At 69.0% G+C, this 24,633-nt stretch carries 16 protein-coding genes and 1 pseudogene; 6 read left to right on the forward strand and 11 right to left on the reverse strand.

Features of this window, described 5'->3' with window-relative positions; all coding sequences use genetic code 11:
• Positions 1-179 precede the first annotated feature (179 nt).
• Complete coding sequence (locus tag ACWDRW_RS18365) at positions 180-1,433, forward strand: low temperature requirement protein A (RefSeq protein ID WP_451724344.1); 1,254 nt, start codon at positions 180-182, stop codon at positions 1,431-1,433.
• Between the two features lie 186 nt (positions 1,434-1,619).
• On the opposite strand, the gene ACWDRW_RS18370 is transcribed toward ACWDRW_RS18365, so the two are convergent.
• The gene (locus tag ACWDRW_RS18370; RefSeq protein ID WP_451724345.1) at positions 1,620-2,450 is read right to left on the reverse strand and encodes an oxidoreductase; all 831 of its coding nucleotides are present in this window, start codon (positions 2,448-2,450) and stop codon (positions 1,620-1,622) included.
• A gap of 334 nt (positions 2,451-2,784) precedes the next feature.
• Between ACWDRW_RS18370 and ACWDRW_RS18375 the strand changes: the two genes are divergently transcribed.
• Positions 2,785-3,786: an AraC family transcriptional regulator ligand-binding domain-containing protein gene (locus ACWDRW_RS18375; RefSeq protein WP_451724346.1), complete on the forward strand. Its 1,002-nt coding sequence runs from the start codon at positions 2,785-2,787 to the stop codon at positions 3,784-3,786.
• A 432-nt stretch (positions 3,787-4,218) separates the two neighbouring features.
• Here ACWDRW_RS18375 and ACWDRW_RS18380 read toward each other — a convergent pair whose 3' ends face one another.
• A complete protein-coding gene (locus ACWDRW_RS18380; protein WP_451724424.1) occupies positions 4,219-4,644 on the reverse strand; it encodes a MerR family transcriptional regulator in 426 nt (141 codons plus the stop codon).
• 71 nt (positions 4,645-4,715) lie between these two features.
• Here ACWDRW_RS18380 and ACWDRW_RS18385 point away from each other — a divergent pair, with 71 nt between their 5' ends.
• Positions 4,716-5,966 carry an MFS transporter gene (locus ACWDRW_RS18385; protein ID WP_451724348.1) on the forward strand — a complete coding sequence of 417 codons (1,251 nt, stop codon included), beginning with the start codon at positions 4,716-4,718 and terminating at the stop codon, positions 5,964-5,966.
• Here the strand turns inward: ACWDRW_RS18385 and ACWDRW_RS18390 are convergent.
• The 6 genes and pseudogenes from ACWDRW_RS18390 to ACWDRW_RS18415 form a co-directional block, all read right to left on the reverse strand.
• Entirely contained in the window at positions 5,933-6,247 is a 315-nt protein-coding gene (locus tag ACWDRW_RS18390) for an aldehyde dehydrogenase family protein (RefSeq protein ID WP_451724349.1), read from the reverse strand. The two genes, ACWDRW_RS18385 and ACWDRW_RS18390, sit on opposite strands and share 34 nt — an antisense overlap.
• Before the next feature lie 73 nt (positions 6,248-6,320).
• Positions 6,321-6,653, reverse strand: a pseudogene (locus ACWDRW_RS18395) (aldehyde dehydrogenase family protein); the annotation flags it as partial.
• Positions 6,654-6,667: 14 nt separating this feature from the next.
• Positions 6,668-6,916, reverse strand: coding sequence for an aldehyde dehydrogenase family protein (locus ACWDRW_RS18400; protein ID WP_451724351.1), 249 nt, complete (start codon positions 6,914-6,916; stop codon positions 6,668-6,670).
• 233 nt (positions 6,917-7,149) lie between these two features.
• Positions 7,150-8,229 carry a DUF1996 domain-containing protein gene (locus ACWDRW_RS18405; protein WP_451724352.1) on the reverse strand — a complete coding sequence of 360 codons (1,080 nt, stop codon included), beginning with the start codon at positions 8,227-8,229 and terminating at the stop codon, positions 7,150-7,152.
• Between the two features lie 69 nt (positions 8,230-8,298).
• Positions 8,299-10,470, reverse strand: coding sequence for a discoidin domain-containing protein (locus ACWDRW_RS18410; RefSeq protein ID WP_451724354.1), 2,172 nt, complete (start codon positions 10,468-10,470; stop codon positions 8,299-8,301).
• 843 nt (positions 10,471-11,313) lie between these two features.
• On the reverse strand, positions 11,314-13,122 hold the full coding sequence (locus ACWDRW_RS18415) for a S8 family peptidase (protein ID WP_451724355.1): 1,809 nt from the start codon (positions 13,120-13,122) through the stop codon (positions 11,314-11,316).
• Between the two features lie 473 nt (positions 13,123-13,595).
• On the opposite strand from ACWDRW_RS18415, the gene ACWDRW_RS18420 reads away from it, so the two are divergent.
• The gene (locus ACWDRW_RS18420) at positions 13,596-14,114 is read left to right on the forward strand and encodes a hypothetical protein (RefSeq protein WP_451724357.1); all 519 of its coding nucleotides are present in this window, start codon (positions 13,596-13,598) and stop codon (positions 14,112-14,114) included.
• Between the two features lie 128 nt (positions 14,115-14,242).
• On the opposite strand, the gene ACWDRW_RS18425 is transcribed toward ACWDRW_RS18420, so the two are convergent.
• The 3 genes from ACWDRW_RS18425 to ACWDRW_RS18435 form a co-directional block, all read right to left on the reverse strand.
• Positions 14,243-16,636, reverse strand: coding sequence for a SpoIIE family protein phosphatase (locus ACWDRW_RS18425; RefSeq protein ID WP_451724359.1), 2,394 nt, complete (start codon positions 16,634-16,636; stop codon positions 14,243-14,245).
• 926 nt (positions 16,637-17,562) lie between these two features.
• Positions 17,563-18,204: a DUF6338 family protein gene (locus ACWDRW_RS18430; RefSeq protein ID WP_451724361.1), complete on the reverse strand. Its 642-nt coding sequence runs from the start codon at positions 18,202-18,204 to the stop codon at positions 17,563-17,565.
• Between the two features lie 35 nt (positions 18,205-18,239).
• Positions 18,240-21,677, reverse strand: a complete 3,438-nt coding sequence (locus tag ACWDRW_RS18435; RefSeq protein WP_451724363.1) for a CHAT domain-containing protein — start codon at positions 21,675-21,677, stop codon at positions 18,240-18,242.
• A gap of 452 nt (positions 21,678-22,129) precedes the next feature.
• Here ACWDRW_RS18435 and ACWDRW_RS18440 point away from each other — a divergent pair, with 452 nt between their 5' ends.
• Both ACWDRW_RS18440 and ACWDRW_RS18445 read left to right on the forward strand, forming a co-directional pair.
• The gene (locus ACWDRW_RS18440; RefSeq protein WP_451724365.1) at positions 22,130-22,870 is read left to right on the forward strand and encodes a peptidoglycan recognition protein family protein; all 741 of its coding nucleotides are present in this window, start codon (positions 22,130-22,132) and stop codon (positions 22,868-22,870) included.
• 76 nt (positions 22,871-22,946) lie between these two features.
• A complete protein-coding gene (locus ACWDRW_RS18445) occupies positions 22,947-24,521 on the forward strand; it encodes a family 10 glycosylhydrolase (RefSeq protein WP_451724368.1) in 1,575 nt (524 codons plus the stop codon).
• Positions 24,522-24,633 lie beyond the last annotated feature (112 nt).

The following is a 24,633-nucleotide window of genomic DNA, read 5'->3' on the forward strand; positions in this document are numbered from 1 at the left end:
ATGCCGGTGGGCGCGGGCCGACGGTTCCGGGCAGCCATTCGCATGATCGACACGCGACTGCCGCCACAATGCGCTCGCAGCCGTGGTCACGGAGGCTGGAGCGGGGTGCGCGTGCCCGCGGCGGCGCAGCCGTCGTGTCCATCCGCCACCCGTTCGGCCGCGTCCCGCAGGAGCCTCGCATGTCTGACAGCGCCCACGAAGCCCGTCCCGCCGCGCCGAAGGCGGTCCCCCTGGGCACCGGTACCCGCCGATGGCTGTTCCGGCCTCCGCGGCGCCACGGTGAGGTGGACACCGGTCGCAGCGTCAGCTTCCTGGAGCTCTTCTACGACCTCGTCTACGTCGTCCTGATCGGTCAGGCGGCCCACACACTCGCGGAGGACCTCTCCTGGAAAGGCACAGCGACATTCGCAGTGGTCTTCGGGCTCATCTGGATCGCCTGGGTGAACGGCACACTCTTCTACGAACTGCACGGCCGCGAAGACGGTCACACCCGCTCGCTGATCTTCGTGCAGATGCTGCTGCTGTCCCTCATGGCGGTCTACGTCGGTCACGCCGACGGCGACGACGGCCGGACTCTGGCGGCGCTCTACGCGTTGCTGCTGGCCCTGCTGAGTTACCAGTGGTACTCCGTGTACCGCCAGGACCGACCGGAACTGCGCAGGACGCCCCGGCGCTATCTGATCGCCATGGTCGCGGGCATCATCGTGGTCGCGGTATCCGTACCGCTGTCGGCCGACGTCCGTCTCGTGGTGTGGGCGGTGTTCGTCGTCGCGTGGTGCGGCGTGGAGTGCGTCATTCTCATCTTCTGGCGCAGCCGGCCGAGTTACGACGTGGTGACCGACACCATGGTCGAGCGCTTCGGGCTGTTCATCATCATCGTGCTCGGCGAAGTCGTCATCGGTGTCGTGAACGGCCTGACCGACACCGAACGCAGCCCGCTCGTGACGACGACGGGCCTGCTCGGGCTCGCGATCGGTTTCGGCTTCTGGTGGAACTACGCGGACCTGGTGTCGCGACGGCTGCCCCGTGAGACCGGCCACTCCCTCGCGACGTGGATCTTCACCCACCTGCCGCTGACCATGGCCGTGGCGACTGCCGGTGCGGGCATGGTCGGGCTGGTGGAGCACGCCACCGATCCCCGGACCCCGGTCGCCGTGAGCTGGCTGATGGGTGGCTCCGTGGCCGTCATGCTGCTCACTACGGTGGTGCTCCTGCCCACCCTTGCGGACTACGACCGCTACCCCGCCGCATACAAGTCGGTGCAAGCGGTTCTGGTCATGGCTTCCGTCATCGCCCTCCTCACCGGTTGGTCCCGCCCCGCCCCCTGGCTGCTGGCGCTCATCTTGTTGCTCCTGCTCTTCGCGACGTGGGCTTTCGCGTTCGTCCGCTGGCTGCGGCAGGGCTCCCTGATCAACGAGAGGCCGGCCGAGTGAGACCGCTGTCGCCGGTGTCGGGGTTGCGGCGCAGAGGGGCGTCCTGCTGTCCGGACGGCCCCACCGGGAAATTTTGGGCGGCCGTGGGCCGTGCCGAAGTGCGACAGCCAGAGCGTCGTCATGACGCAGGAGCACTCGGCCTCCTTGCGGCCGACCGCCGCTGCGCTCGACGGCCCTTCCCGGAGGTCAGCGAGGGAGACTCATGGACCGGGAGATCAGCGTGTCGAAGACGCGGTCGGGCAGGAGGCGCCGCAGGGCGATGAGGGGGCGTGCGCCGAAGCCGGTGGCGTATCGGGTCTTGGGCCGGCGTGCCGTGACGGCCTTGCCGACGGCGTCGGCGATGACGGTGGGTGGGGACATGCGCTTCGCCATGGTCTCGGAGCGCATGGCGGCGGCGACGGCCTCGGCCTGGTCGGAGTAGGCGCCATCGGCGGAGTACTTCTCCAGATGGTCGGCCGCGATGCCGCTCCACTCGGTGCGGATGCCACCGGGTTCGATGACGACGACGTCGATACCGAAGGGCTTGACCTCCATCCGCAGGCAGTCGCTGAGGGCTTCGAGAGCGAACTTGGTGCCGTGGTACCAGCCGCCGAGAGGGGTGTAGATCTTCCCGCCCATCGAGGTGATGTTGACGACCGTCCCGCTGCGCTGGGCACGCATGTGCGGCAGGGCGATCTGGGTCAGGCGGACGGCGCCGAAGACGTTGACGTCGAACTGGCGGCGGGCCTCGTCCTGCGAGACATCCTCCAGGGCACCGTAGGAGCCGTATCCGGCGTTGTTGACCAGGACGTCGATGCGGCCGGTCTCGGAGATGACGCGGTCGACGCCGCTGCGCAGGGAGGCGTCGTCGGTGACGTCCATCGCCAGCGGGCGGAGGCCGTGCTCGGCGAGCTTGTGCAGGCGGTCGGTGCGGCGGGCTGCGCCGTAGACCGTGTAGCCGAGGCTGATCAGCTTGAGGGCGGTCGCTTCGCCGATGCCGGAGGAGGCGCCGGTCACGAGGGCGGTCTTGATGGGCATGGGGTCCTCTCAAACAGACGGGTGCGGATCGCCGGTATCGGGCCGGCCAGATCCCGGACCGGGCCTGGAAGTCACCGGTGAGGTGGCGTCGGCGGCGCCGGCTTTGATCGTCTCCAGCAGGCCCGCTCACGTCGCTGCCGGCGGGTCCGCTTCTTCGTCGAGCCGACCGCTGCGGTGGCCCGTGGCTTCCACGCTAAGCGGGAAACCACCACGAGGAACTAGCGGATGACGCCTCCCTACTTGCCGTTCACGCCATCAGGTGTATGGCGTCTTCTGCGGGTCGAATGGCGCGTACGGAATCCCCGCCGTCGCGCGCGGGGACTAGCCTGAAGAGATGGCATCAGAGCGGTTCACCGTGGACCCGGGGGCCCGTGCGCTCCTGCACGACCTCGGAATCTCCACCGCTCATGTGCTGCGGCGGGCGCAGCTGCCGGCCGGCGTCTTCGCGCACGGTCCGGTCACCATGACGACCGACGAGTACTACCGGTTCTGGGACGCGATGGACGCCGAGGCGGCGGATCCCGACCTGGCCGTCAGGATCGGGCGCGCACTGTCCGTCGAGGCGTTCAATCCGCCGATCTTCGCGGCGCTGTGCAGCGCCGATCTGCGCACCGCGGCTGAGCGCATCGCCGCGTTCAAGCCGCTCATCGGCCCGGTGCACCTCAGCGTCACTGTCGATCACGGCGGGCTGACGATCGCGTTCCACTGGCCCGAAGGCCCGCCACCACCCCCGCTGCTGGTCGCCACCGAACTCGCGTTCTGGACAGCCCTGGCACGCATCGGCACACGGCAGGAGGTGAACCCGACCCGCCTGTCGATGCGTCGGGCTCCACAGCCGTCACCCGCGACCACCTCCTACTTCGGCACGCAGATCCACGAAGCGACGGCCGACGCCGTCACCTTCTCCGCCGAGGACGCCTCACTGCCGTTCCTCACCGAGGACGAGTCCATGTGGAACTTCTTCGCACCGGAACTACGCCGCCGCCTGTCCGAGCTCGAGGCGTCCGCCACCACGGCCGATCGAGTGCGTGCAGCACTGTACGAGCGCCTGCCCGCCGGGGAGAGTTCGATCAACGCCATCGCCGCCCAGCTCATGCTCAGCCCTCGCACACTGCAGCGGCAACTCCAAGCAGAGGACACCAGTTACCAGGCAGTCCTCAGCGACACCAGGGAAAAGCTCGCCCGCCGCTACCTCGCCGACCACTCCCTCCCCACCTCCCAAGTCGCCTACCTCCTCGCCTACGACGACACCAACTCCTTCTACCGGGCCTTCCGCCGCTGGACGGGACTCACACCGGAGGCCGCCCGCAACGGCGGCCACCTCACGGATGCGTGATCGGTGTGGGCTGACACTCCCCCACGCCGCAGAATCGCCAGCCCGCGGGTCAGGGAGCTCTCGGGCACTGGCTCGGACACAGCACCGCTCGTCCTGAGCGCTCACCGGCGGGCTGCACCCCGTACCGCACCGCGCGCAGGCCAGCCCGCCCCGCTCCCCGTCGTGGTGGGGCCGAGTTGCCCACAGGGAAGTCGTGGCCGATCTCTATCGCTGTGGCTTGTTTGTGGTGCATCGTGGTCGCCGTGGGATCCTTCGCCCCCAGGTGGGGGACCCTCTGTCGGGCCCTGCCGTCACCCCTGCGACAGGGCCCGCCGCACCTCCCGGCTCCCCACGGGAGGCCATGCGGCTGCCATCAATCAGAGGCCGCCGACTCATGTGCCGTTGCATCGGGCGACGACGTTGCGCTGCTTGCACGGGACGGCCCCGTGCGGGTCATGACGTTGCTGACACATCCGGCGGGGAGTTCGGTGTTCCGTGAGAGCCGCCGGGCGCCAGCGCTCGGCATCGTGCGACTTCAGCCAGGTACTCGCTCATCGCGTCACGGTTGCGGACCAGTACGTCGATCCGCTCGGTGAGCCGGTCCCGCTCGGCGGCCAGCAAGGCCAGCATCTCCGGTGTCGCGTCCGGAAAGTGGATCGATCGAGGTTTGTCCAGGCAGGGAAGGATCTGCTTGATGATGCGAGTCGGCAGCCCCGCATCCAGCAGGCCACGGATTTGGCTGACCCGGTCCACGTAGCGGTCGTCGTACTCCCGATACCCGTTCGCGCCCCGGTCCGGGACGATCAGCCCCTGCTCCTCGTAGTAGCGAAGTAGCCGACGGGACGCACCCGTCAGTCGCGACAGTTCCCCGATCCTCACACCCGCCGAAACTACTCGGCGCACCCCGGGCTTGACCATCACATCCATGTGAAGGTTTCAGGATTCGGTCCATGACCACCACGTCTTCTGACGCACAGTCTTGTGCGCGCCAGGCCGCCTTGCCATGGTCGGCGCTGCTGGCACTGGCAACTGCCGTCTTCGTCACGAGCTTGACCGAGACTCTGCCTGCCGGTGTCCTGCCCGGGATGTCGGCCTCACTGGGTACCAGTTCAGGTGCTACCGGCCAGGCCGTCACCGTCTATGCGGCCGGTACGGCGTTGACCGCGATCCCGCTCGCCACGGCGACCGCATCGGTACCGCGCAAACCACTGCTGCTCGGCGCCATGGCCGTCTTCCTGGTCGCCAACACTCTGACCGCGGCCGCACCGGGATACATCGTCCTGCTCGCGAGCCGGTTCCTCGCCGGCGTGGCCGCGGGCCTGGCGTGGGCCATCCTCGCCGGCTACGCCCGTCGAATCGCACCTGCCGGCTTGGAAGGGCGCGCCATCGCGGTGGCGATGACCGGGATCCCTGTGGCGTTGTCCTTGGGCGTTCCGGCCGGCACGCTGATCGGTGAACAGGTGGGATGGCGGGCGGCGTTCGGCTCCGTCTCCCTGGTCACTCTTGCCGTCATCGGCTGGATCAGCCTGTCCGTCCCCGGCGTGGGGCGACCCGCCACTGAGCAGGCTGACATGGACCGTTCGGACCCCGCGCCCCAATCGGCGCAATCGCCCATGCGGCAGACCCTGGCGGTGCCCGGTGTCATGGCAATCATGGTCACGGTCACGACGTTCGTTCTCGGGCACACGATCATCTACGCCTACATCGCTCCCTACCTGCAGTACGCCGGGCTCGGCTCAGCGACCGACGCGGTTCTCCTTGCTCTCGGTGTCGCATGCCTGGTGAGCATCTGGTTCGTCGGACGCCATGTCGACCGCCGACCACGGACCTTGATGCTCACGGGCGCGGTGCTGTTCACTCTCGCCACCGCAGCTCTCGCCGTCACCACGGCACACGCGATCGTCTGGGTCGCCGCTGTTCTCTGGGGCCTCGGGTGGGGCGGTGCCCCGACCCTGCTGCAAACCGCGGCCGGACAAGCCGGAATGCGGCACAGCACCACTGCCGCCGACATCGCGCAAGCCGTCCTCGTCACCCTCTGGAACACCGCGATGGCCCTCGGCGGCATCATCGGCGGACTCCTGCTGCACAGCTCGGGCGCCACCGCGGTCGCCGCGTCAGCCGCCGCCCTCGGGGCAGTCAGCCTGCTCATCGTCGCCGGGGCCCGACGTCACGCATTCCCCAACACCCAGGCCACGCCATGACCCCCGCCAACGCGCCCCTGCGTGCTGAAAGGCTCCGAAATACCACAGCAGCTCGACACCCCATCGCCAACCGACTGCGACCGCCCCCGACATGGTCGCGAGGGCCGAGAAGCCTGGGCTTGGTCGAGCACGCCGGAGAGGGAGAGGACGCTGCCGTAGCCGGAGCGGCCCACGCCACTGTGTGGCGCTCCGACACCCTCGTGCCGTGGGTTGACCCAGACGATGCCGGTCCGCAGGGCCCGGGACACGCGAACGACCCGGTCGTGGTCGCGCGTCCACACACTCGCGACGAGCCCCGGCCGGCACGCCGTTGGCCGACCGTCGGGCCTCGGCCTCGTCGGTGCAGGGCTGGACGGTGACGACCGGGCTCAACACCTCCCGCTGCACGATCTTGTCGTCCTGCCGTGCCCCGGCGACCCCCGTGGCCTGGTGGAAGTAGGCGGGCCGGTCCACGGCGGCGCCGCCCGCGACGATCTCAGCGTGTCCCGGCAGATGCTCCAGCAGGCCGCGTACGGAGCCGAGTTGGGCAGCGTTGCCCAGGGGGCCGAAGTCCGCGTGCTCGTCGTCCGGGGGCCCGGGCCGCGGACGCGACGTCCGTTCGGTGAAGCGGGTCAGGAAGGCGTCGTGGACCCGGCCGCGACCAGGATCCTGGTCGCGGCCGTGCAGTCCTGGCCCGCGTTGTAGAATGACAGCGACGACAACTACTCCACGGCGTCGTCCAGATCGGCGTCCGCGTGGATCAACACGGGTGCGTTGCCGCCGAGTTCAAGGTGCAGCCGTTTGAGGTCGGCGGTCACCGCGGCGGCGGACTCCTGTCCCGCGCGGACGCTTCCGGTGACGGCTACCAGCCGGACCTCGGGACGGGCGACCAGGGCACGCCCCGTGTCGCGGTCGACGCACACGGCGTTCAGCATCTGTGCGCAGACCCCGACGGATTCGCGCCGCAGCACCGATGTGCGGCCCGGCGTGTACTCGGCGGCGGCCGCGCCGGGAAGATTGCGGGCGGCCCCAGGCCTCGCACTTGGAGAAGCACTTCCTGCGCTGCGACGTCACTTTCCGCTGACTGCCGAAGGGCACGGTCGACTCGGCCCCGGTACGTGATCAGTGAGCGCCTCGTGACGGCGGAAGGGGCCCGGCGGCACCCGCGCTGGGCGGGTGGCCGGGCCCCTGGAACCCGGCTGGGTCAAGGCAGCCGGTGATCCGCGTTGAGCACCGCGCCGCGCTCCGGGTGGTTCTGGTCGTAGCCGCGCGTGTCGCACTGGAGCCCGCCGACGATGCAGTGGTCGACCAGCGCCTTGAGGGTCCGTTCCTCCCAGGCGTTGAAGAAGTCGTAGTGGAAGGAGTACCCGCGGCCGCTGGCCAGGCGGACCTCGCTCATGTCGCCGTTGACCGGGAAGGCCATCTTGAACTCGATCATCGGCAGGGCGACCGGGTGGGAGGCCGGGCACATGTTGTCGTTGGTGCCGGGTTTGACGACCGGGTAGGACATGTGGCTCTTGTGGTCCGGGGTGTCGAGGTACCTGCCGTCCCAGCAACTGGGAGCCTGGAAGCGGATGTTGAGCTGCACGTCCGGTCGACTCGGGCAGCTCGCAGGGAAGTCGACGTTGAAGAAGCTGTCACCGCATTCCCAGCCCTCGACGAAGCCCTTGTGGCTGCGGAACTGCTGGGCGCTCTGCATGGGGTCGCCGACGACGAACCGCAGCCCCCTGGGGAAGGGCCGCACGCTGGTGTAGTCGGTGACACCGGCTTTGTAGTAGATGACCTGCGGGCCGACAGGAAGGATCTTCGTGTTCCCCTTGTACAGGGACGGCATCCAGTAGGCGGAGGCGTCGGCCGGTGCGTTGCAGGTGGTGTTGCCTCCGTAGAGGCTCGCCGTCGTGCTGGCGGCGTTCGTCGTCCTGTTGCCCATGAAAGTGTGGTCGTGGGACTTGCCGGGCTGCCCCGGATAGATGATCGGGTCGTCCGGCGCGGTGTGTGTGACGGCGCAGTTGGCCTGGAACTCCTTGTGGTAGCGCGGCGGCGGGGTGGCCCCGGACGGAGTCACTCCGGTGACCTGGGGAACGGCCGGTATGTACCCGTCACCGTCGGGATCGTCGCCGGACGCCTGCGTCGACACCGCCATGGTGTGCCCGGCGTGGGCGCCGACCGCGACGGTCGCGGCGCCGTCGGGTCCGGCTGCGGTGGCGACGGTGCCGACGCCGAGGCCGCTGGCGATCAGTGCGCTGCCGAGCAGCAGCGCGGGGAGCTTCGAACGTGGTCTCATGGGGCCTCCTTGCCCGCTGAGGTGCCAAGTGGGGGTGGTACGTAGGGCACCGCCGGGCGCCCTTCGCCGTCATCTGTAGATGCCGAACTCGTGCAGCGAGTAGCCCCAGCCGGTGCCACGCGCCGTCAAGTGCAGTCGCACGTGTCGTGCGGTCGCCGCGACGTCGATGGTGTCGACGTCGCCGTTGCCTGTCGTGGTGGTGTGGACGGTGCGCCAGGTGGTGCCGTTGTCCGACACCTGGACCTCGTAGGACTTCGCGTAGGCGGGGTCCCAGACGAGCTGGAGCTTGCGGACGGCGGTGGCCGCGCCGAGGTCGACCTGGAGCCACTGCGGGTCACTCCAGTCGCTGGCCCAACGCGTGTCGGCCCTGCCGTCCGTGGCCTTGGCGGGTTCGCACGGGCAGTCGCCGTACGACGCCTGGAAGGACGAGGCGGTGGTGGGCTTGTTCAGCGCGACGTTGGTGCCGGAGACCGGCGGGGCGACGACCTTGACGGACTTGGTCTCGATGCCGGCGTTGCCGCGGCCGTCCTCGGCCTGGATGTACACCTTCCACACGCCGAGCTTCTCCGGCGCCGTCACGGCGAAGGTTCCGTTGCCGGTGGATCGCCACGTGGCCTCGACGAGACGCTTGTCACCGTTGGCGTAGTTGCCGCTGAGGAAGATCTTGTACGCGATCGGGTCACCGTCGGGGTCGCGCACGTCGGCACGGACGGTGAACTCACCTCCCGCCGGGGCGGACGAGGCGGGGCTGACCGTCATGTTCGTGATCACGGGCGGGGTGTTGTCGCCGGTGGTCGAGCCGGCGTAGGCCCGCTTGACGGAGTAGTAGGACAGTCGCTTCAGCCCGTCGGGTACGAGGTTGAACCAGACGCCGCCGAAGTCGTGCTCGACGCCGTAGTGGAAGAGGGTGGCGCCCAGGGCGACGCCCCGGTGGCCCGCGACGCAGTTCCACGCCCGGGTGTAACCCTCGGCCTTCTGCACGTCGGTCGGCTCGTCGGGGACGCCGTTGGCGTCGTCGGGAACCTCCCACTCGCCGGCCGGTCCACCCTCGGTGATGATGTACGGCTTGGTGTAGCCGTCCTCTTCCCAGTCCTCTTGGACGCCGCAGATGTCGCCGTAGGAGTTCATCGAGTACAGGTCGAGGTCGGGCGCGTTGCGCTTGTAGTACGGCCAGGCGCCGGTCCAGGCGTCGGTGGAGGTGACAGGGTGGTCGGGGTCGATGCTGTGGATCTTCCTGGCGACGTCGTTGACGAAGCCCGTGTAGGCGTTGCGCTGCGCCTCCAGCTCCGTGCCGCCGTAGCAGTTCTGCAGACCGAGGACCGACTCGTTGCCGATGTTCCACATGAGGGTCGCCGGGTGATTCTTGTACGCCTCCACCCACTTGGCGAACTCGGTGAGCATGTTGTTCTTGTACGTGGTGTCCGTGACGTAGTTGACGCAGCCGCCGGAGCCCGGGCCGCCACCGGGCTGCAGCCAGAAGCCGTTGACGACGCGTATGCCGTGCGCGGCGGCGCTGTCGAGCAGCGGCTTGGTGCCGCCGTCGGTGCCCCAGGTGCGGATCGTGTTGACGCCGATGGACTTGACGTCGGGCATGTACTTCGGAGCGTCCGCGATGGCCGGGCCCCAGGTCAGACCCTTGACCGTGTACGGCTGGCCGCCGACGGTCAGTTGCCAGTTCCCCTGCGAGCCGGCGACCTTCACCGCGCCTCCCCCGGTGGGCGGGGTGCCGTCGGTGCTGCCGTACACCTGGAACTCCCACAGGGAGTAGCCGTAGCCGCTGGAGCGTTCGGTGCCCAGCATGCGGACGTACCGGCCTGCGCCGGAGACGGCGACCTCGTCGGTGCCTCCGTCCCCGCCGGTCACGGTCTTCAGGGTCCGCCAGTCCGTGCCGTTGTCGGACGCCTGGATCTGGTAGCTCTCGCCGTACGCGCTCTCCCAGGTCAGCACGATGCGGCTGAGGTCGGCGCGCTGTCCGAGGTCGACCTGAAGCCACTGCGGGTCGCTCCACTGGCTGGCCCAGCGGGTGCCGGTGAGGTTGCCGTCGACGGCCGCCGCGGCCGCGTACCCCGCGCCTTCCTGGGACGAGGCGGTGGCGGGCCTGCCCTGGGAGAGCAGGGTTTCCGCGGCCTGGGCCGGCGGGGCGGCGAGGGCGAGGGACGACGCCGCCAGGGTGCCGAGGACGAGTAAGGGGGCGCCTGCGCGACGGGTGGCCGGTCTGCGGTACGAGGGGGCTCTGGACACATCTGCTCCTGGCGGGTCGGGAAGAGCCGGTCGGCGGGGCTGCTGGAGCACCGCGTGGTGGCCCCTCCGGGCCGGGGCGCCGGGATGTCATCCGGCCCGGAGGGGAGTTGTGGCGGGCGTGGCTCGGTCAGGGGTAGGACACGAGGGGGAACGGAAGGGTCAAGGACCCAGATGTGGAACGCGACCGGGCCCGGCGTAGGACGCCTACGAGGCCGCGACGACCGGATCTTCGTGGCACCGGCGCCGCTGGGAGTACGCCGAAACGAGGCATGGCACTCCTTGGCGGGGGATGGCTGGGAGAGCACTCCCCCGGAACCATGCCCGCCTCAGCAGTCGCGGTCAAGGTTACAGACAAGGCTTTTCTTTTGACTTGCATTAAGTGTCGATCTGGTGGGCCCGGTCCTGAAGCAGGGGCTGAGGTCTGGTCAAAGCGGCTATGAATAGGAGTGGTTGGCCGTGCCGGTCAGCCAGCGCGGCGGCGGTTTCCCGGGGAGGGCTCCGCGCGCGCCTGACGCTGCCGGGGAGGTTGTCGAGCGCCGATCCGGAAGACGAGCTGACTGGATGCTGCGGGAAACCGTGCGGCAGGTACTCCCCGGGATATCGGTGCAGTTGACGCAGATGATCGCGTTGACCATCTCGCGCAGATCGCGCACCCGAGTCGCCGCCCCCAGGCCCGTCCGGCTCGCCCGTCAGGCGGCGCAGACCGGCTCGATCAGAGCCCAGCGGGCATCAGACACGTCAATGGCGGTGCGGACGGCGAGCACGCACACACGTGCAACGGCCGCCCACACCGCCAGTCACAAACACACATCAGAACAGCGACTGACTAGCTTGGAGACCTTCTCAGAAGGTGACGTTCCAGGAGTCGATCCTGCCGGTGTCGCCGCCGGCGTTGTCGTTGACCCGCAGCTTCCAGGTGCCGTTGGCGACCTCGGCGGAGGCGTTGACGGTGTAGACCTGGTTGATGTTGTCGGCGCTGCCGCCCGAGCGGTTGTGAACCGTGTAGACGGTGCCGTCCGGGGCGATCAGGTCGACCTTCAGGTCCCCGATGTAGGTGTGCACGATGTTCACACCTACCTTCAGGGTGGCCGGAGCGTTGCCGGTCACGCCGCTGACGGTGATGGGGCTCTCCACGGTCGTATTGTCACCGATGGCGAAGTCCGCCGTGTTCTCGAAGTACTTGCCGGGCGGCGGGGTGCCGCCGACGGCCTTGAGGGCGTCGACCTGCCCCTCGCCGAAGAAGCCGTTCTTGGCCGTGGTGCCCTTGCAGCGGCTGTCCGACGGGCAGGCGATGTCATTGGCCTGGGTGGCGAGCTTGTCGCGCAGCTGCGCCGGGGTGATGCCGGGGTTGGTGCTGGCCAGCAGCGCCGCCACGCCGGCGACATGCGGCGAGGCCATCGAAGTGCCGCTCTTGGAACCGTACTTGCCGCCCGGCAGGGTGCTGTAGATGCCGGTGGCGTCTCCGCCCGGGGCCGTGATGTCGACGACGTTCAGGCCGTAGTTGGAGTAGGAGGCCTTCGCGGTGGTGCCCATCGCCGAGACCGTGACGACGCCCGGCAGCTCGGTCGGGATGTCCAGGCAGGCGTTGGTGATGGTGCGGGTGACCGGCGTCGAGTCGTTCGGGCTCTCGGTGTCGGTCGTCTTGTTGGCCAGGTCGATGTTGGAGTTGCCGGCCGCCGCGACCTGGAGCGAGCCCTTGCCCTCCGCGTACTCCTGGGCGCGCTTGACGCCCTCGATGATCGCGGCCTGGTCGGCGTTGTCCGGGCAGTTGAACTGCCAAGGGTCGGTGTAGTAGCTGTTGTTGGTGACCTTGAAGCCGTGGTCGCCGGCCCACATGAAGCCGCAGATGGTGTTCTCGGCGAAGAAGAGCGAGGTGCCGGGCTCGGCGATGCGCACGGAGGAGATCTTCACGCCGGGGGCCACGCCGATGACGCCCTTGCCGTTCTTGGCGGCCGCGACCGTACCGGCCACGTGCGTGCCGTGGGTGCCGACGTCGCGCCAGGCGCCCGTGCGGGTGTCCGGCTTGCCGTACGCGCAGGACGCGGAGTCCGCGGCGTTGAAGTTCGGCGCCAGGTCCTGGTGCTGGTCGTCCACACCGGTGTCCAGGATGCCGACCTTGACGGAGGCGGAGCCGGTGGTCACGGCCCATGCCTGGTCGGCCTTGATCTGCGTCATGTCGGCGCGGACCGGCTCGCCCGAAGGGGTCGCGGACTGCGGCGGGTTGGCGGGCAGCGCCGGGTTGTAGGCGTCCGCCGGCACGTCGGAGGTGCGGGTGGCGCCGACCTGCTGAACCCCGCTGACACCGCGCATCGTGGCGGCGAAGGAGGCGGACGCGGAGTGGGCGGTGATGACACCGATCGCGTCGTAGTAGTGGAAGACCGTTCCGCCGTTGGCGGTCACCGCGTCACGGACCGCCGCGGTGTCGCCCGGGGCGGTGATCACGAGGTACGCGCGAGTGCCGGCAACCCAGTTCGCACTCGGGGCGGGGGCCGCGGCCCGGGGCGCCGCCGCGGGGGCGGAGGCGTCAGAGCCGGAAGGGGAGACGGGGGCGGTGTCGGCCAGCGCGGCGGGCGCCCCGAGGGCGAGCGCCGCGCCGAGCGTGGCGGCCAGCGCGAGGGTACGTCGAGGGCGGCCGGATCTGTGGGGTATCAATGCGTCCTCCGAGGACCCGGTGGTCAGGCCGGGTCGTACGAAACAAGTGATGGACGCAAGATGTCATGCACGCGGCTAGTTACGGAAGTACCTTTTACCGCAGGGGAGTTCGTTTATCGGTGGCCGGAAACCGACTATAGGTGAACAAGAACGGAGAATCGGCGGGCCGCCTGGGGAGGAGGCGGTAGATCGGTACGCCGTCCCGCCCGTGCGCGGTGCGTGCAGACCGAGTGGCAGTAGCGCCTGCGGTCAGGCCGCTTCGCCCGGCTCCATCCCGCATTCCGGGTGACAGTCCGCAGGTCAGCTCCAACCCTACGACGGTGTCATCCACTTGACGTCTCTGGCGTGATCGTCGGGTCCGCCGCGAGAGGTACGTTTAGCTGCGCGAGGGCCCCGCAGTACCCGTGAACGTGCCGGAACCGGGCTGCATTACCCTACGGCCGGGAAGGTCACACACCACGTCGGGGGCGTGCATGTCAGTGCGGGGCGGGGCGATTCTGGCCGAACTCAGCTCTCTGCCGCCGAATGTGCGCGAGGACTACATCCGCGTTCTCGAGACGGTGATACGGGTCGCCCCCGGGGCATGGACCCGCCGCAGAGGCGTCCAGCTGCAGTGGATCACGGTGCCTGACAGCGACGAGGACGTCGTGGTGCAGGTGGACTCCGGCGAACTGGGCAAGCATGTCGACTGGGACGGTCCTCGGTCCGCCCGCTCCTTCTCCGGCGCCCTGCGCGAAAAACTGGGAACGAACCGGTGTGCCGCCCTGGTCTACGGCAACGCGATCGATGCGCGCACCTGGGGCTGGGTCCTTCCGCTCCTCCTGACCAGGCGGCTGCCCACACTCGACTCAGCGGTGATGATCGATATCGAACACCACTCGGGAGCTCGATCCACGTTCTCCTTCCCGGTCACATACCGACGCGTCATCGTCCGACGCCTACGGTTCGAGGAAGACCTACGCGCACTTCTGCGACGCGCCAAGAACACATGACCTCAAAGGTCCCGGACAAAGGCGTTGGGCATAGCGGTGTGTGTGCCGAGGCAGGGGACGGCCCCCGGGAAGGCGCCGTGACAAAAGTGTGCCCGAGCAGGGCGACCGCATCGCGGGGCCGCGGAACGTCAGTGCGCGGGCAGTATCTGTTCCGCCCAGATCGTCTTGCCCGCAGGCGTGTAGCGCGTGCCCCAGTGTTCGGTGAGCTGGGCAACCATGAACAGTCCGCGTCCGCCCTCTTCGTCGCTGCCCGCGTAGCGGGCGTGCGGTGATGTGTGTTGCGAGTCGGAGACCTCACAAATGAGGGACTGGTCCCTGATCAACCGCAGACCGATGGGCCCGGAGGCGTACCGGATGGCGTTCGTGACCAGTTCGCTGACCACCAGCTCTGTGGTGAAGGCCAGGTCGTCCAGCCCCCACCGCGTGAGCTGTTCGGTGGCCATGGAACGTGCGCGTGCGACCTGGGCGGGGTCCGGGGTCAGTTCCCAGGCGGCCACCTGGTGTTCTCCCAGGGCACGGGTGCGCACGACGAGGAGGGTCGCGTCGTCCTGCACACGGTCCGCGGACAGCTCCGCGACGACCTGGGCACACAGTCGGTCGGGCGATGAGCCCCGCTGTTCGCCGAGGACAGCCGCCAACCGGTCCAGTCCCGCCTCGACGCCCTGACCGGGAGCCTTCACGAGGCCGTCGGTGAACAAGACGACGACGCTACCCGCCGCCAGCTCCACCTCCGCACTCTCGAAAGGAAGCCGCCCCACACCCAGCGCAGACCCCGGCGGCAGACGGAGGAAGGTGACGGCGCCTCCGCGCGGATGCACGACGGCCGGCGGCAGGTGTCCAGCCAGCGCCCAGGTGCTCGACCGGGACGCCGGATCATAGATGCCGTACAAGCACGTCGCTCCGGCGATCCCGCTGCCGCCCGCACCGTGCTCCTGCTCGTCCGGCACTTCCTTGCCGACCTGATCGTTCAGGCGGGCCAGGAGTTCGTCGGGCGCCAGGTCCAGCTCGGCCAGGGTCCGCACCATCGCGCGCAAGCGCCCCATGGCGGCGGCAGCGCCCAGACCGTGGCCGACGACGTCACCGACGACGAGCCCGACGCGGGCACCGGAGAGCGGGATGACATCGAACCAGTCGCCGCCTGCACCGAGATGACTGTCGGCCGGCAGGTAGCGGCTCGCCGCCTCCACCGCGCTCTGCTCGGGAAGCGACCGGGGCAGCAGACTGCGCTGGAGCATGAGCGCGGCGGTGCGCTCGCGGCGATAGCGCCGGGCGTTGTCGATGCACACGGCGGTCCGCGACACCAGCTCTTCGGCCACCGCCCGGTCGCCCTCGTCGAAGGGTTCGCCATCATCGCCCCGCACGAAGCTGGCCAGCCCCACCACCGTCTCCCGCACGCGAAGCGGGACGTACAGGCGCACCGGAGCACGTGCCGCATCCGTCGTCGTCCGGCCTGTGGCAAGGCTTTCGGCCTGCGGAGACGCGACGGCGTAGGCGACGCCCTCCCCCAGCCGGGAAGGGTACGGCCCGGAGTCCGCCACTCGGAGGAGCTCCCATCCCATGACAGGTTTCGGTTCCCCTCCCTCAAGCACCGCAGCCGCCACGTCGACGATTACGGCGTCGGCGAACTGCGGCACGGCCAGCGAGGCGAGTTCCGCCGCCGTTCCGGACGGATCGAGCGTGGAGCCGATCCGCGCGCCCGCCTGCGCCAGGAGCGCGAGGCGCTGCTGGGCCCGGTAGTGGTCGGTGACATCGATGGACTGTTCGCACACACCTACGGGCTCTCCCCGGCCGTCCACCAGCCGGAAATACGACGACGACCACACGTGCTCACGCCGGGGATCGGCCGGGCCACGCCCTCGGAACTGCAGGTCGATGATGGGTTCACCGGTCTGCAAGATCTGTTGGACGAACTCCTCGGGCGGCTCTGGATGCTGGGCTGTGAGGACGTCGCCGGGAAAGAGCTCTGTCATGGTCCGGCCCACCAGCCCTGTGAGGTCACCTCCGAGTTCCCGGATGCTTGCTGCGTTGGCCCACAGCAGGCGAGCCTCGGGGCTGTAGATGGTCAAGGTCACCGGGGACTGGGCGACAAGCCCCTGCAGCATCGCCAGACGGGTTTCCCACCAGCGCTGCTGCTCCAGTTCGGTCGCCATGAGTACCGCGGAAGGGGCCCCTTTGAACGCGGCGGTCAGGCGATGCACAGTCACCGCGATCCGCACGGTTCCTCCGGAACGGTGACGCACGTCGACGATGTGACTGCGGGCCCCGGCCAGCCGCGGGCGCTGTCCTGGTCGCGGCTCTCGTGATCCCCCGCGGGCACTCTCGGGCGGTGCGATCAGCTCCGCGGCCCGGCGTCCCAGCACATGCGAGGCCGCGTATCCCAGGAGGTTCTCGGCCTCGCGACTCCACCCGACGAGCACTCCGTCCGCATCGAGCAGGGCGATGGCGGCCGGGGGCGGGCCGAAGGGCGCGCCTTGGTCCGCCTCTTCCGCCCCGGGGGCAGCGGCGAAGGGCATCCCATCCATACGCCCATCATCCTGCTGGGCGGTCCGGACCGCAGGGTGCTCGGTCCACGCCGCGCGCTACCTGGAGTGAGGGGGCAGCCGGCCACGGGTGGGAGCGTTATGCCGCGGTCCTGCCGGACGCCGACCACATGGGGGCACGAGGTACAGGCCGACGCCCACTCGCGCAACCCTTGCCCTCACACCTTGGGCACAGCGCGCCGCTCACTGGGCCCGACCTGCCCAAACCCGATGGCTCGGGCCGCGCTCCGTCAGCAGGTCACCTCACCCATGTGCAACCGCCCGGTCCCAGCCCCGCGAACTCTTGCGAGGCCCTCTACCTCCCTCATTGGGAGCGCTCTCACACATTTGTCGCCCACGCCGTCGACCGGCAAGCAGCCCTCCATGCAGGAGCAGCAGCGCTGGGCACCCATGAGGCCGCAGGCAGACCTGCCCGGCGCGTGGACATGATGGCGTGGGCCAGTGCGAGCCCTCGATGGGCCAGGTGCTCCTCCCCGCGGAGGAGTGGCATCAGGCCCTCATCGGCCACGGATCCTCCGGCACCGACGGGGCAGCGCACGCCTCGGAACCGGTCCGTTCGGCCGCGGTAATCCACGTTCACCGGGTCGCGACTCCGAAGAACGGCTTGACGCAGGGATCCAGCGACATCGGACGCGCGGCCGAGGAGTCGCGTGAAGGAGGCCATGTGATGCCCCCGCCGTCACGACAGCCCTCCAGAGTTCGGGGAGGTCACTCATTCCCGGCAGGTGGGGTCTCCCCCGTCGTGTCCGTGTCGGCCGCGGGAGCCGAGGCACCGGCACGACCCGGAGGCGGTGAGGGGGGCGTCTCCGTCTCCGGTGCGGAGAGCCTCCATCCGCGGTCGCCGTCGAGGCCCGCCAGAAAGGCTCGCTCGTGCGGGGTCAGGGCCTCTTGCGGTGTGCTGGAGTCAGTCATGTGGTGTCCTCCACTTGTACGGCGTCCACCAGTTCCAGGATGTCGATGTTCTCCACGCGTATGTACAGGCCCGCAGTTCCCGCCACCGGTGGCCCGAAGGAACCGTCCGAGTTCATCTGGTAGCTCCATTGGAGGAAGAGGTCTCCCCCGTGCGGGTAGCCGGACGCGTAAGAGCGCGCGTCGAACCAACCACCCACCCAGGCCCCGTCCTTGAGTCGGGCGCGCACGAACCGTGGCCGGGTCAGATTGCTGAACACATGGTCCCAGGCCGTGGGTGTGCGCCAGTACGCGGCCCGGCTGTTCCTGCGCTCCCACCAGGACACCGCGACGGCCGCCGCCCCGGGTACGCCGAGGAAGAGGACCAGCGCCCACAGCCCAGCCGCTCTTGGTTGATCGCCCACCGCCTGGAATCCGGAGCCCGACCGCCGGACGGCCTCGACGACGTAGGGGCCGAGGATCACGGCGTACACCGCGTCGAGGGCGACACTCGCCGTCATGGCGCGCAGCACCCGGTCGGCGAACACCTGCTCGGCCGCGACTGGCCCCCGCCGACGCTCTCTGAGGTACTGATAGGTGACGCCCGGCAGCACGAGGAGGATCAGCAGGAGCAACTGCTCCACTGTGGTGGGTGGTTGCACGGCCAGGCCCTCCTCGATACGGGTCGGACGATATCTCAGGCGCCGCTGTGTACATACGCTGCCCACAGATAGGGGAACCGCGGGTAGCGGGCACGCATCTGTTGGGTCGCGCGATGCAGAGCCACCGCGGCACGGCCTGTGGTCAGCGTTTTGTAGAACTCGGAGGCCACAGCCGCCGCAGCGGTGTCATTGACCTGCCACAAAGTGCCGATCACCTGAGGGAAGCCGGCAAGCTGCATGGCCGACACGAGGTGGATCGACTCGTCGGTGAGGTCGATGGCCTCGATGGCTGCTGTACGACACGCGGACAGATAGGCCAGTTGCGCCCCGTCGAGGTTGACCGGGCGCAGGGCGGCGACGGTGAGTCTGCCCGTGACGTGATCGAGCAGCAGCAGGCCGCTCTGCGAGGGGTCGCCGGGATCGCTGTCGCCATGGCAGGCGAAGTGAGCGACCGCATGATGCGGCAGCCGTTCCAGCACGGTCGGCCTGGTCGGTGGTGTGTGGGCCACCGCGTCGACCAGCACTTCGGCATCGGGCCAGAGCGCGCGGATCGCGGCCACCTCCTCCCAGACTCCGCCGAGGTTCTTTTCCGAGGGCAGTCCAGGCGTCGTCGGCATCGCCACCACCAGCGCGGAGCCCCGGGACGCGTCAGACGCGGCAGCCCGTTGTCTGGCGTGCCGCAGGGCTCGTACGGTCGGGGTGTAGGAGGAGACCACGCGATCCAGCACGGTGCGCCGACCAGGCACGCCGGACGGATCGCCGTGGTGGCCCGCCGCGTGCAGGGGCAGCAGCGCGAACCGGCCACAGGGCACCCACCAGACTCTGGGCACAGGTCCGTCGTCGTGATCCGGTACTTCCAGGGCGTCGATAACCGGTCCCGCGGCCGTGTCCCACAACCACGCGAGCACGCGGTTGAGGTCGCGCTGTGCCTGCAGCACCTCCTCCTTGCGGGTGCAGCGGGCGAGAGACGTGTGGAACGCGGCAGCCTGCTCGGCAACGCTCTGCGCGGTGAGACCTGCCAGGTGCAGCGCGACGATGCCGTCGGGACGGACGATCAGGGCATCGCCGCGCGTCTCGGCGACGTTGAGGAAGACAAGGGGGCCATCAGCCGCCTCAACGAGCAACTCGGCCGTATCCGGCGGCAGGGCGAAAGCCGCGAAACCATCGAGAGCCCGAATCTCAGCAAGGAGCGTGGTGAATTGCTCAGACAGCTGACACCGATATGCGTGCACTCGGTCCGACCCCGCTTCCGTCGCGGCGAGGCTGTCGATGTGATCAGCCGAGTCGAAGATGTACTCGGGGCGGTCGAGCCGTTCGCGAAGGTCGGTGAATCGGCGTGCCAGTGCCGGGTGACGGGCTCGAAGGTCGGTGAGATCGCTGCGGCTCTCCAGGGCCAGACCATGCAGCACCGCGCGCCCCGACTCCAGCAGTCGCAGAGCACGTTCCGCCCGTACAGGTGCGCTGTCGCCCGGCACGGCGAGAGCCAGCGCCGCGGCTTCGCCGGCCAGTCCTGCGAACTCACCGACCATGCGCTGCTGGTCGTTGTGCTCCAGGCGGCGCGGCGCCACGTACGGCAGCAACAGGGTCGCTGACTCCGCCGCATCCGCCGCCGAATCCGGCGAGCCCGCCCGAACCCACAGCTTCGCGGCGACCCGCGCTGCGCGAATGCGATGGGAGGGAGCCGCCGCAGTCACCTCGGACGCTTCGGTGTAGAGGGCGGCCGCAGTCTCCAGATCTGTCCGCGCGCCCCTGCTGTCGAACCGCGCGTGGAAGGAGGCGGCAAGGTTGCACAGATGCTTCAGACGAGCGGGATCAGCGGTCCGCGCTGTCGACAGGGCTTGCTGACCAAGTTCGATCGCCCGGTCCAGGTCGGTCGCACCACCGTCTCGCCTGAATTTTCTGCGCAGGGCGACGGCGAGGTTGTCCAGGAATTTGGGCCGCTCCGCAGCGTCGCCGGGCAGCACATCGACTGCTTCCTGCAATCTGGCGATGCTCTGGTCCAGATCGGCCGACGTACTCGCGTACAGGTACCTCGCCTCGAAGGCACTGGCAACGGTGAGCAGGCACCGCGGGCGGTCAGGTTGACGGACAGGCATCACGTTCGCCGCGTCCACGCCCACATCGATCGCGCGGTCCAAGTCGAGTGGATCCCGCGAGCGTTCGAACCGCAACTGCAAGGCGAGACAGAGGTTGGTCAGAGCCTTCGCGCGGTCAGTGTGTGCGGCAATCACGGTCGCTGTGACGGTCTCGTCAAGCAGCCGGATGCTCATGTCGAGATCCCAGGCCGCGCCGATGGCTTCGAACCGGGTCAGCAGGGCGAGTCCGAGGTTGGTCTGGATCACCGAGCGGGAGGAGTGCGCATATGGCGTGCTCCGCAAGGCTTTTTGGAGGAGATCGATGCTCTGGTCCAGGTCGCTTGGCGAGCCGCGGTGTTCGAACTCCAGGAGTCGGGTCACACCGAGGCCGGCCATGCACAAGCTGTGCTGCTCATGGCCCGACGGCGCACTCGCGACCGCCTCCTGCCCCACCTGGATAGCGCGATCGAGATCCGCCTGCTCTCTCGAGTAGCCGAACCGCGTCTGCAGTGCATCCACCAGGGCTACTAGACCGGCAGCGCGCATGGCCGGATCATCAGCCGGTGCAAGCACAGCCTGTTCGGAGAAGGCGACGGAGCGCTCCACGTCGGCCTGGACCCCCTGCAGATCGAATCGCATCTGGAGGAGGAGGCTGAGCATGGTGAGAAGCTCCGGGGGCCCAGGTGAGTCAGCGGTCGGTCCGGCGAGCAGGTCCTCTCCGACAGCTATCGCGCGGTGCAGATCCGAAGCTGTGGCGCGGGTGGCGAAACGCGTCTGCAGCGCGACCATGAAGGGCAGACCGCACCCCTCCGTCAAGCGACGCGGATCGTCCGTTGGTTCCGCGTTCCAGGCCTTCTGGAAGTACTCGATACTCCAGTCCAGATCCAGCGGATCATGCATGGTTTGAAAGCGCTCGTAGAGCGTCAGGGCGAAGAGTCCCCAGTATGCGGAGCGCTCGAAGCCGTCCTCGGTGGCGAAAGCCATGCGATTCCACAGAGCAGCGATTGCGGTCAGCGGTCCTCGCGTCGGCATGTCCCGCGCTTGCTGGGACTCCGCCCACGCGTGAGCAACTGCCTCCTGTGCAAGGTGCGATCGCAGCGGATCTGGCAGGGGTTCGAGACCGGCGATGAAACCCTGCGTAAATGCCTCGGCCGCTGCTTCGAGGTCCATCGCGTCCTCGCCCGCGGGCAGAGCCCGGTAGCGGTGCCAATGGAGCCAGCCCAGTGAGAGGCGAGATTGCTCATCGGCTTCATGGCCGAGAGCGGTAAGCCGTTCGAGCAGGCGCTGAGCGTAAGCGCTCAGAGCGAGTGTCGGGTCGTTGCTCCCAGCGATCCATTGCAGCAACTCCCGGACCGAGGGCAACAGTTCATCGCGGTGATCTGCTTCAGGATCGCGCACAACGGCGACAGTAGCGACCACGTCAGCTCAAAGTGTGACCTTCCAAGATTTGTTCAGATTTCCGGTGGATGCTATGCGCCGCCCTTCCGACCGGACAGCTTCGGGGTCGAGCAATGCCGGTACGTCGAACGACCACCCCTGTCTTGACTGGAACCTGTCAACGTCTCGACAATTGCGCGTACCTCCCCACCCCTTGGAGGACCGTTGACCCACGGCCCGTCTCGTCGCACGACGCTCCTGGCGGCAGCCGCCGGCGCTGTCGCGCTGCCCGCCATATGTTCCGGATCCGCCCGTGCCGACACCCCCCTCCCGCCGGGACGCCGGGAACTCCCCATCGTCACGCACTCCCGCCACCCCGGCGCCGTGTACGGCCCCGAAGCCTCGCGCGGCGCCCACGCCGAACCCCTCAACGCCGCCGTCGACTGCGCCCTGGACCGAGGAGGGCGGAGCTGATGGCCACGTTCGTCACCCGCTCCCAGTGGGGCGCGAGGGCACCCATAAGCGTCAGCAGCAACATCACCCCAGCCCAGGGCGGCGTAGTCGTCCATCACGTCGACGCGGTGAAGGTGGCCAAGGCCAACCACGCCGACTGCGCCGCCCAGGTGCGGGGCATCCAGAACTTCCATATGGACGACAACGGCTGGTCGGACATCGCCTACAGCCACCTCGCCTGCGTCCACGGCTACCTCTTCCAGGGCCGCGGCGAGTACGTCCGCACCGCCGCCCAGGGCACCACGCAGGGCAACGACGACTGGTACGCCGTCTGTGCGCTGACCGGCGGCTCCAGCAGCAACTACGACACCATCACCGCCGGACTCATCGACGCCGTCCGCCTCGGCATCAACCGCCTGCGGGTGTCCGGAGGCGCCGCGCGGGCCATCACCGGCCACCGAGACCACCACGCGACCGCGTGCCCGGGCAACCTGTACGCCAGGGTGCTCAGCGGCGAGGTCAACCCCGGTGGCGGCCCCCTGCCCTACCCCGGCGTCAGTTTCCGCCAGCCGCCGACCTTCGTGCATGCCAGCGTGGCGACCTGGCAGTACCGGATGAACAGCGCCCACGGATACTCCCTCGCCGTGGACGGCCAGTACGGGCCGGGATCCGACTCCGCCTGCCGCAGCTTCCAATCGAGCAAGGGCCTGAGCGTGGACGGCATCGTCGGTCCGGCCACCTGGGGAGCCACGTTCGCCTAGAACCGGCCGGGGCCCCACCGCCTTCCCACGACGTACGCCCGCAGCCGACGAACTCCACCCGGGGGGACACCTCGACATGCGTTTGCCTCGCGTCCTCATGACCCTGGCGGCGGGCCTCGGCCTACTCCTCGGCGCATTCACCGCGCCGCCCGCCCACGCCCGTGCCGACGACAGCGCGGCGGCGCCGACCCAGTGGCGCAGCTACTGGGCGGACGCGTTCAACCCGGGCATCTACACACCCACCCAGGTCACGGCTCTGGTCCAGGACGCGTTGGACGTCAACGCCAACGTCCTGATCGTGCAGACGGCCCGGCGCTACGACTGCTTCTGCAACAACGCCCTGTACCCGCGCACCGACGCCGCGATCGCCCCGGAGCCCTACGACCCGCTGGCGGAAGTGGTCCGGCAGGGACACGCGGCCGGACTGCAGGTGCACGCCTGGGTCAACGTCAACACCATGTGGAACAGCAACACCCCTCCCCGCTCGCCGGACCACGTCTTCAACCAGCACGGCCCGAGCGCCACCGGATCCGACCGCTGGCTCAACAGGAAGGCCGACGGCCAGGAACTGGTGGGTGCCAACGCCTATGTGGACCCCGGCCATCCGGCGGCCGTCGACTACATCGTCCGCGGCATCCAGAGCATCGTGCGCAACTACGACGTGGACGGCATCAACCTCGACTACGTCCGCTACCCGGACGGCAGTTCCACCACCACCCACAGCGACTGGGGCTACAACGCCGTATCTCTCGCCCGCTTCCAGCAGGCGACAGGCCGGACGGACGTACCCCTCCCGTCCGACACCGCCTGGAGCGACTGGCGGCGCAACCAGGTCACCCAACTGGTGCGCAGGATCTACCTCGGAGTCTGGGAAGTCGACCCGCGAGCCCGCCTGTCGATGGACGCCATCACCTACGGACACGGCCCGCAGGCGGTCGGCGGCTGGCAGGCCACCCGCACGTACGCCGAGGTCCTTCAGGACTGGGCGGGTTGGCTGGACGAGGGGATCATGGACACCGCCGTGACCATGAACTACAAGCGCAACTGGAATCCCGACCAGGCGCGGATGTTCTCCGAGTGGTCCGAGTTCCTGGCCGACCACCAGGGCGAGCGGCAGGCGGTCAACGGACCCGCGTTGTACCTGAACAGCGTCTCGGACTCGCTCACCCAGGTCAGGGAGGCGCTGAGCCCCAGCGCGGCGGGCAACACCGCGGCCGGCTGGAGCGGCTACTCCTACGCCGCCCCCAGCAAGGACGTGGCGGCCAACGGCCTTGCCGCCGAGCGCGCCAAGCTGGAGCAGGCCCTGACCCAGGGCGAAGACGCGCCGTTCAAAGACCAGGCGGCGGTGCCCGGCATGCCGTGGAAGACAGCGCCCCAGGACGGGCACGTGACCGGCAGGCTCATGCTCCGCAGCGGCGGCCCGCTGGACCAGGTGCCGGTGACACTCGCCCCACTCACCGGCAGCGGCCAGAAGACCACCCGGCTCAGCGACGGCTCGGGCTGGTTCGGCTTCGCGCATGTGGAACCAGGTCTGTATCTGGTCACCCTGTCCCTGCCGAAGGGTGTGATCGGCGCCCCCAAGACCGTGGTGAGGGTGACGAAGGGCAACCTCGCGAAAACGGCTTTCCCGCCGTTCCTCGCCGTGCCATGACGCCCGAGACCGTGCCTGCGCGCAGCCCAGCACCACCCCTGACGGCTCTGCTGAAGCCGTCACGTCATGGGCCCTCAGCGCTGTTGCGCCCACCCCGCCGGTGGGGTGCAGC

This window comes from Streptomyces sp. NPDC003635 (genome assembly GCF_053587635.1).

Bases quoted from the DNA above. Each gene is read 5' to 3' on its own strand.
- ACWDRW_RS18365 (WP_451724344.1), top strand. From the start codon at position 180: ATGTCTGACAGCGCCCACGAAGCCCGTCCCGCCGCGCCGAAGGCGGTC.
- ACWDRW_RS18370 (WP_451724345.1), bottom strand. From the start codon at position 2,450: ATGCCCATCAAGACCGCCCTCGTGACCGGCGCCTCCTCCGGCATCGGC.
- ACWDRW_RS18375 (WP_451724346.1), top strand. From the start codon at position 2,785: ATGGCATCAGAGCGGTTCACCGTGGACCCGGGGGCCCGTGCGCTCCTG.
- ACWDRW_RS18385 (WP_451724348.1), top strand. From the start codon at position 4,716: ATGACCACCACGTCTTCTGACGCACAGTCTTGTGCGCGCCAGGCCGCC.
- ACWDRW_RS18405 (WP_451724352.1), bottom strand. From the start codon at position 8,229: ATGAGACCACGTTCGAAGCTCCCCGCGCTGCTGCTCGGCAGCGCACTG.
- ACWDRW_RS18420 (WP_451724357.1), top strand. From the start codon at position 13,596: ATGTCAGTGCGGGGCGGGGCGATTCTGGCCGAACTCAGCTCTCTGCCG.
- ACWDRW_RS18425 (WP_451724359.1), bottom strand. From the start codon at position 16,636: ATGGATGGGATGCCCTTCGCCGCTGCCCCCGGGGCGGAAGAGGCGGAC.
- ACWDRW_RS18440 (WP_451724365.1), top strand. From the start codon at position 22,130: ATGGCCACGTTCGTCACCCGCTCCCAGTGGGGCGCGAGGGCACCCATA.
- ACWDRW_RS18445 (WP_451724368.1), top strand. From the start codon at position 22,947: ATGCGTTTGCCTCGCGTCCTCATGACCCTGGCGGCGGGCCTCGGCCTA.